Origin of the sequence: Marseilla massiliensis, from assembly GCF_016899955.1 — a bacterium.
GTDB lineage: Bacteria > Bacteroidota > Bacteroidia > Bacteroidales > Bacteroidaceae > Prevotella > Prevotella intestinigallinarum.
In genome coordinates this window covers 43,654-49,911 of sequence record NZ_JACJJL010000027.1, presented here as the reverse complement: position 1 = coordinate 49,911, position 6,258 = coordinate 43,654, and the positions used below count along the sequence as shown (strand labels likewise).

At 42.5% G+C, this 6,258-nt stretch carries 7 protein-coding genes and 1 tRNA gene; 7 read left to right on the top strand and 1 reads right to left on the bottom strand.

What is annotated here, in order from left to right:
* Window positions 1–501 precede the first annotated feature (501 nt).
* From H6B30_RS13355 to H6B30_RS13325, 7 genes are all read left to right on the top strand, one after another.
* On the top strand, window positions 502–1,725 hold the full coding sequence (locus tag H6B30_RS13355) for a tyrosine-type recombinase/integrase (protein ID WP_205111411.1): 1,224 nt from the start codon (window positions 502–504) through the stop codon (window positions 1,723–1,725).
* Between the two features lie 5 nt (window positions 1,726–1,730).
* A complete protein-coding gene (locus H6B30_RS13350) occupies window positions 1,731–2,483 on the top strand; it encodes a hypothetical protein (protein WP_205111409.1) in 753 nt (250 codons plus the stop codon).
* 227 nt (window positions 2,484–2,710) lie between these two features.
* Window positions 2,711–3,001 (top strand): helix-turn-helix domain-containing protein, encoded by a 291-nt coding sequence (locus H6B30_RS13345; protein WP_205111407.1) that lies wholly within the window; start codon window positions 2,711–2,713, stop codon window positions 2,999–3,001.
* Window positions 2,998–3,546: a hypothetical protein gene (locus H6B30_RS13340; RefSeq protein WP_205111406.1), complete on the top strand. Its 549-nt coding sequence runs from the start codon at window positions 2,998–3,000 to the stop codon at window positions 3,544–3,546. Before H6B30_RS13345 ends, H6B30_RS13340 begins: the two co-directional genes overlap by 4 nt.
* A gap of 43 nt (window positions 3,547–3,589) precedes the next feature.
* The gene (locus H6B30_RS13335; protein WP_205111404.1) at window positions 3,590–4,525 is read left to right on the top strand and encodes a hypothetical protein; all 936 of its coding nucleotides are present in this window, start codon (window positions 3,590–3,592) and stop codon (window positions 4,523–4,525) included.
* A gap of 80 nt (window positions 4,526–4,605) precedes the next feature.
* Window positions 4,606–4,788 (top strand): hypothetical protein, encoded by a 183-nt coding sequence (locus H6B30_RS13330; RefSeq protein WP_205111402.1) that lies wholly within the window; start codon window positions 4,606–4,608, stop codon window positions 4,786–4,788.
* 359 nt (window positions 4,789–5,147) lie between these two features.
* The gene (locus H6B30_RS13325) at window positions 5,148–5,747 is read left to right on the top strand and encodes a hypothetical protein (protein ID WP_205111400.1); all 600 of its coding nucleotides are present in this window, start codon (window positions 5,148–5,150) and stop codon (window positions 5,745–5,747) included.
* Window positions 5,748–5,930: 183 nt separating this feature from the next.
* Here the strand turns inward: H6B30_RS13325 and H6B30_RS13320 are convergent.
* Window positions 5,931–6,012 (bottom strand) — tRNA-Leu (locus H6B30_RS13320).
* Between the last annotated feature and the right edge of the window lie 246 nt (window positions 6,013–6,258).

Sequence of the window (6,258 nt, the reverse complement as noted above, 5' to 3'; positions counted from 1 at the left end):
AGGACTCGGGCACTCAAATCTACACAAAAAAAATCTATAACAATAGGTGAACTAAGTGGTCAATACTATTTTGGCCAGAAGGGTCAATCATATTGTAGCCAAAGGGGACAGTCCTGCTTGGCAAAAAGGGTCAAAGTCGCGTGGCTTTTCCATATTACAAGGAGAATAATGTTTAAGCGTATTCAATCCCATTTAAAGAACTGGCGAATAAGTCCGTGTGGGAACAAAACGGGAACAATAGGCGCAAAATAAAATCGGCTAAGCATTGATATTCAATTACTTAGCCGATTTACTCGTACCCAGACCCGATAAAGTACCCAGCAAACAAAGTGTACCCAGATGAAACTAAGTGAAAGATAATCAGAGGTAGAAACTTTGGTACATTAACCCTTATTTTCATAAAAAAGACTATATTTTGCCCAAAGTTTATACCCTGTTTATACCCAGAAAGAAGAAAATACCTATCTTTGCAACCAAAGGAAACTAACAGAAAATAAATATATGGCAGCAAAGAAAGACTTTAGGGCAGATAACACATATATTATCAGTACCGACAGCACCGACAACCCAAAGTTGGGGGCAAAGGTTTTGAGTGATGGACGGGAAAGCCTGTTCCTGGATTTCTATTTGGGCTTTGAAATGGCAATAAGCAGCAAGAGCGGTAAGGAATACAAAAAGGTGAATAATAAGAGAGAGTTTCTGAAACTCTACCTTTGGCAAGCCCCCAGAACACCGTTTGAACGCCAGCAGAACAAAGAAACGCTGGAGCTTGCAAAGAAGATTAGGTTTGAACGTGGGCAGGAACTGTTAGAAAGCATGGAGGGCTACAGGCTCAAAAAAGAACGTGATATAAACTTTCTGGACTACTTCCAAGCCTATATTGACAAATACACCAAGAAAGATATTAGGATGGTGGAAATAGCCCTTAAACGCTTCATTGACTTTTTGAACGACACACCAGAGTATAAGAAGTATGCCAAGAAGATAAAGCCAGAACAGATAACTAAAGATATGGTTGAGGCTTTCACAGAGTACCTACAGGGAAGAAGCGTGGGTGAGGGTGCTAAAAGCATATATGCACGGTTTAAGAAAGTGATAAAGTATGCCATAGAACACGATGCCATGTTAAAGAACCCTTGCACGGGCATAACTATAAAGGTGGATGACCAGCAACTAAAGAAAGAGGTGCTTTCACCAGAAGAGATACAGCAACTGATAGCAACACACTATGAGCACGAGAACTCCAATATAAGGCGGGCGTTTATCTTTTGCCTCTATTGTGGGCTAAGATATTGTGATGTGAAAGACCTTACATTTGCCAATGTGGATTTTTCCAACAAGCTATTGAAGTTTGAGCAGAACAAGACAAAAGGGCATAGTGCCAGCAGCGGTGTTGTTATACCGCTGAATGATGGTATATTGAAGCTGATAGGAGAGCCAAGCGACCCCGATAAGAGGGATGAGGTTATATTTCCCTTGCCCAGCTATGAAATGTGTCTGAAAGCCCTTAGAAGATGGGTGAAACGGGCTGGAATAAACAAGCATATTAGTTGGCATTGTGCCCGGCATTCATTTGCCGTGAATATCCTTAACAATGGCGCCAATATAAAGACCGTGGCAAGCCTGTTAGGACATAGCGGGCTGAAACATACAGAGAAGTACACCCGTGCAATAGATAGTTTGAAGCAGGAGGCAATAAACAGTTTACCAGAACTTAAATTGTAGAAGCCATGGACAACAAAATATATGATTTGTTACAGCACTATTACGGATTGGGAGTAAAGAAATATTCTCAATTGTGGGAGTATGCAAGGGCACTTGACTATGGAACGGATGTTTATATGGGAGGTGGTGAATATTGCCAGACGCAAGACATTAATAATAAGCAAAAGTATTATGAATTGATATTTAATGCTTATAATGAGTTGAAAGACTATGAACAAGTTATAAAGGAAGATTATAACTCGCTCACAGAACGGGAATGGTTTTGTAGAAGTGAAGAATGCAAAGCAGTAGAAGCAATGTATTATATTTGCAAGGTGTATCATGATGAAATAGAGTATATTACAGAATATATTGGACTTGGTCAAAAATCGGGAAAAGCGGATGTTATAAAAAACAGGTTATCGAGTGAATGGCAAGCAAAGCCAGAGCCTCAACAAAAACGCCCCAAACAGCAACAAAAAAGCCAACCAGTAAGGGGCAAGGGCAGACCTAAAGAAACATTGAAAGATAAGATGATTAATGATGCTGATGGAAGCAAGTTACAAAAGGTGCATACTGTAATGAATGGCAAAAAAGGCAAAGACGCCGCTTTGATAGTATTAGCTTGCATAAAGAAAGGATGGATGCCAAAGCCTACTTTCACACAGGTAGCAGAAGAATTTGGCGATATTGGCACACAGCAAGGCTTTACCAAGTATCTGTATGAAAAATGGTTTACCAAAGACGAGATAGAGGGGGCAATAAATAGCCTTGATTAATCTTAAAAGCACCTCTTTCAGTTGTATTTAATAGTATTTAATTGTGGGCAAATAGCAAACAATTAAGTACTATTTTCTTTATTTCCTCAACCTTCTTTTAGCCTCTATCTTTGCCCGTGTATTCAGATGGATAGCGAGTGCAAGACTATTCCAGGCGATTACACGGGCAAAGACGGGTGAGCCTTGCACCTCAACCCAGAAAGCCCAGACCTCTAAAAAATAGAGATATGGCAGAGGAACTGAAACAGGTTGCCGACCTTATAACGGCAAACACAATCTTTTGCACTAAGGAAGTGCTTACAAGTGATGAGGCGGCTAAGTATATGGGGGTATCAAAGAGCTACCTCTACAAGCTGACCATGAGGCAGCAGATACCACACTACAAGCCGATGGGGAAGATGTGCTACTTTAACCGTTTGGAGCTTGAACAATGGTTGCAAAATAACCGTGTATCTACTTCCACCGAGATAAGCCAACAGGCACAGGCTTACTGCATGAAGAAAGGAGGTGCAAGATGACTACCCCTAATATACGCTACTATGCCCGTCTGGAGGATTGCACAGGCAACGGAAAGACACCAAAGTATGTGATAACGGCACAGGCTGGATATTACCCGCCAATGGATGAGATTATAGGCAGGGACGGTAAAATATCCATGTATCTACAGGTGAGTAAAGACAGTGGTAGCAAGAAGGACAATGCCCCAGCTATGAAGTTACAGGCAAAAAACAGCCTCAACTTTACAGGGCTGAAAGACTACTTTGTAAACGGGCGGTTGAGCGGCTTTGCATACGGCTATCCGTTGGCGGTAAAGACCTACAGCGGCAAGCAGAAGCCCAACCCGTTCTTTGCTTACAAAGATGATGGCTTTCTGTTTATCGTACACCAAGACCAGACGGCAACGACCGAGCCAGAGAAAATAAAGCCGTCTTGCATTGAGTTAATAGTATTGGAGGGTGCAAAAGTCCTTATTTCTTCATACTGCAAGATGCTACAGATGGGCGGTTTTGATGAGGCTTTGGTAGCTTTGAGGAAGCAAGCCAAACGGGTAGATGCCTTATAATAATATGTAGTTTGTGGGCAAAATTTGGTAACAAAGCAGGGTTATGTACGATAAGGTGAAGTTATGGGCGATGAGGACACGGGCAACGCCAGATGTAAGCAAGTTTCTGGATAAGGCAAAAGACCAGATAGACCATGAAACGGGCGAGGTTTGCACCTTTGGCAGTCTGGAGGGTTTGAAAGTGACTATCTACACGGGCGGCATATCCGTTATTGGCAGCTTGCCAAAGTTCCTTTACCAGAACAATGTTTACCCGTTGGATAGGCACGGCACAGCCCAAGCGGTGGAAAAGCTATCAGACAGTCTACATTTGCCGATAGCCGATGCAAAGGTTACAGGGCTGGAGTTTGGACAGGCTTTTGTGATGAAGTACCCAATAGAAAACTATCTTTCAAAGTTGGGCGATATGCCCAAGTTGTTAAGGTATCATTTTGACGTGGGTACGCTATACTACAAGCCCAGAGGCAGGCAGCAACCCAAAGTATATGCTTTCTATGACAAGAAAGCCGATGCAGCGGCAAAAGGCATGGCTTTGCCCGTTGGCTTTGAGGATGCCAATTTGCTGAAATATGAAATGAGATTGAACGGGCGTTTGCCCCAACAAATGGGAGTGCCAGAGGTTACAGCCTCAACCCTATCAGAAAGCGGCTTTTATCGGCTGATGGTGAAGCGATACCAAGACAGCTATTTTGCAATATCCAAGTTAAACCAAGTAAAGACAGACGTAATGAGCGAGATTAAGACAGTATCAGATGCCTTTGATGTGTTGGTAGCCCGTCTTATCAACCAGAGCGACCAGACACAGATAGCGGCATTTCTGGAAGAGCTGAAAGAGGCTAAGACATTTGAGGACAGGAAAAGTTATACACGGCTAAAGAAGAAGATACAGGAAGTGGCGGCAAAAGCAGGTGTAACCGTGTCCGATGAACTGATGAAAGAGTTGGACGATGAGATTAGGAACGTGGGGGCTTATGTGTAGCCATGTTCTTATAATAAGGTGTAGTTTGTTACCAAAATTTGGTAACAGATAAGCAAAACTAAAGTAGTTTGTTATAGTATATGGCAAGACAAAAGAATGACGGCAAAGACCACAAGATTACCGCAAGGTTACCGCAAGGGAAACGAGCCAAAAACGAGCTAAAACGAGCGTTTTTATTGGCAGGAAAACAAGAGATTAAGGGTAACAATGAATTTTTGGATTTGCTGAAACAGCTTGATGCAGATGAGGACGTAAGCGGCTGACAGACGGCAGGAAACGGCACTACATTCAATTAAAGCGGGTTGGGCGGTAAATGTATCGTCCAACCTTTTATTTTGCCTTAAAACGGCAGATTTTGACTTGAAAGTTTTGCCGTGCCAAAAGAAAGATATACTTTTGCATTGTCTATCATTTTAATGTCAAGTAGGTGGCACGTTTCCACCGTCTTTGCCGATTGGTGGATTTTTTGTATCTACTGATTGAGGCTTTGCACTCTATAGATTAGCGGTGTGTACCCCCGTGTATATCCTGTAATGGGAATACAGCCTACTTGATAAGGTGATAGACAGCGGGAAAGGCACACCGTTTCTTTGTGCCTAAATGTCTATCAATATATCAAGTAATGAAGAAGAAAAAAGTAAGAGTGTGCCAGAACTTAGGCACGGTGGCAAAGGCACAGCGTTTGTTGTGGAAGTGTGAGCAGGACAGAGCCAGATTAAGGCGGCTTTATGTGGATGAGGCTACAGAACACAGGAAAGCGGCAAGGCGGCTGGAAATGGAAATACATCATGTCGGTTACTATTGTGATTGTGTGGAGTTTCTACATTTAGCCCTAATAGAAGCAAAGAGCCTCACCAAAGAGGGAATAGAGGGCAAGTTGAAAGAATACAAGGAGTTTGGGAATGTCCTTTATAAAAATTACCTATCAAAGAAAGAGAAACTTAACAAGGTGGAAGCGTATGCGTTTGGCAAAAATATTGTTGCATATGCCGACAATGAAGAAACGCTAAAACGTGATTTGAAAGAGGTAAGAACGATGCTTGAAAAGGAAAAGGCGTTATCATGCTACCTGTATGATTGTAAGGAGGCTTTAATAACAAGCCTGTATGATGAAAGTAACAAATGCCCACAAGTAGATAACGTAAAGGAAAAGTTTATGAAGTTTGATTTGGCGGCAAGCAAGCGACTTGAAGAAAAGATAAAATCAATAACAGTAGGTTGAGAAACGGTTGAACGAGCAAAACGGGTGGAGCGGCAAAGGCTTTGCCCGTTTTTTGTATCTGGAAGCCTCAACAAGCCCCTACATAAGCCCTAAAAATTGGGGGTGTTGTCGTTTGTTTATACCCTGTTTATACCCGGCAAAATAAAAACGACTGAAAATCAAGTGATTAACAGTCGTTTTGTGTACCCAGACCCGGGATCGAACCGGGATGGATTGCTCCACTGGTGTTTGAGACCAGCGCGTCTACCGATTCCGCCATCTGGGCTTGTTAGCGGGTGCAAAGATAACAATAAAATCCGAATTAGCAAATTTTTCATTCAAAAAACTTAAATTACTTGCGCATCTCGGTGGGAATTTGTAATTTAGTAGGCCTAAAACGACAGGCATAAAAACAAGCCTCAGCTAACCAAGGGTAGTGGCAGGGCTCCATGCCACAGCCGGCTGCTCCCTGATGACGGGCGGGCGAATTACATTCGCCATTCACGTGCTTGATAAAGACAGCACAAATGTT

Bases quoted from the DNA above. Each gene is read 5' to 3' on its own strand.
- H6B30_RS13355 (WP_205111411.1), top strand. From the start codon at position 502: ATGGCAGCAAAGAAAGACTTTAGGGCAGATAACACATATATTATCAGT.
- H6B30_RS13350 (WP_205111409.1), top strand. From the start codon at position 1,731: ATGGACAACAAAATATATGATTTGTTACAGCACTATTACGGATTGGGA.
- H6B30_RS13345 (WP_205111407.1), top strand. From the start codon at position 2,711: ATGGCAGAGGAACTGAAACAGGTTGCCGACCTTATAACGGCAAACACA.
- H6B30_RS13340 (WP_205111406.1), top strand. From the start codon at position 2,998: ATGACTACCCCTAATATACGCTACTATGCCCGTCTGGAGGATTGCACA.
- H6B30_RS13335 (WP_205111404.1), top strand. From the start codon at position 3,590: ATGTACGATAAGGTGAAGTTATGGGCGATGAGGACACGGGCAACGCCA.
- H6B30_RS13330 (WP_205111402.1), top strand. From the start codon at position 4,606: ATGGCAAGACAAAAGAATGACGGCAAAGACCACAAGATTACCGCAAGG.
- H6B30_RS13325 (WP_205111400.1), top strand. From the start codon at position 5,148: ATGAAGAAGAAAAAAGTAAGAGTGTGCCAGAACTTAGGCACGGTGGCA.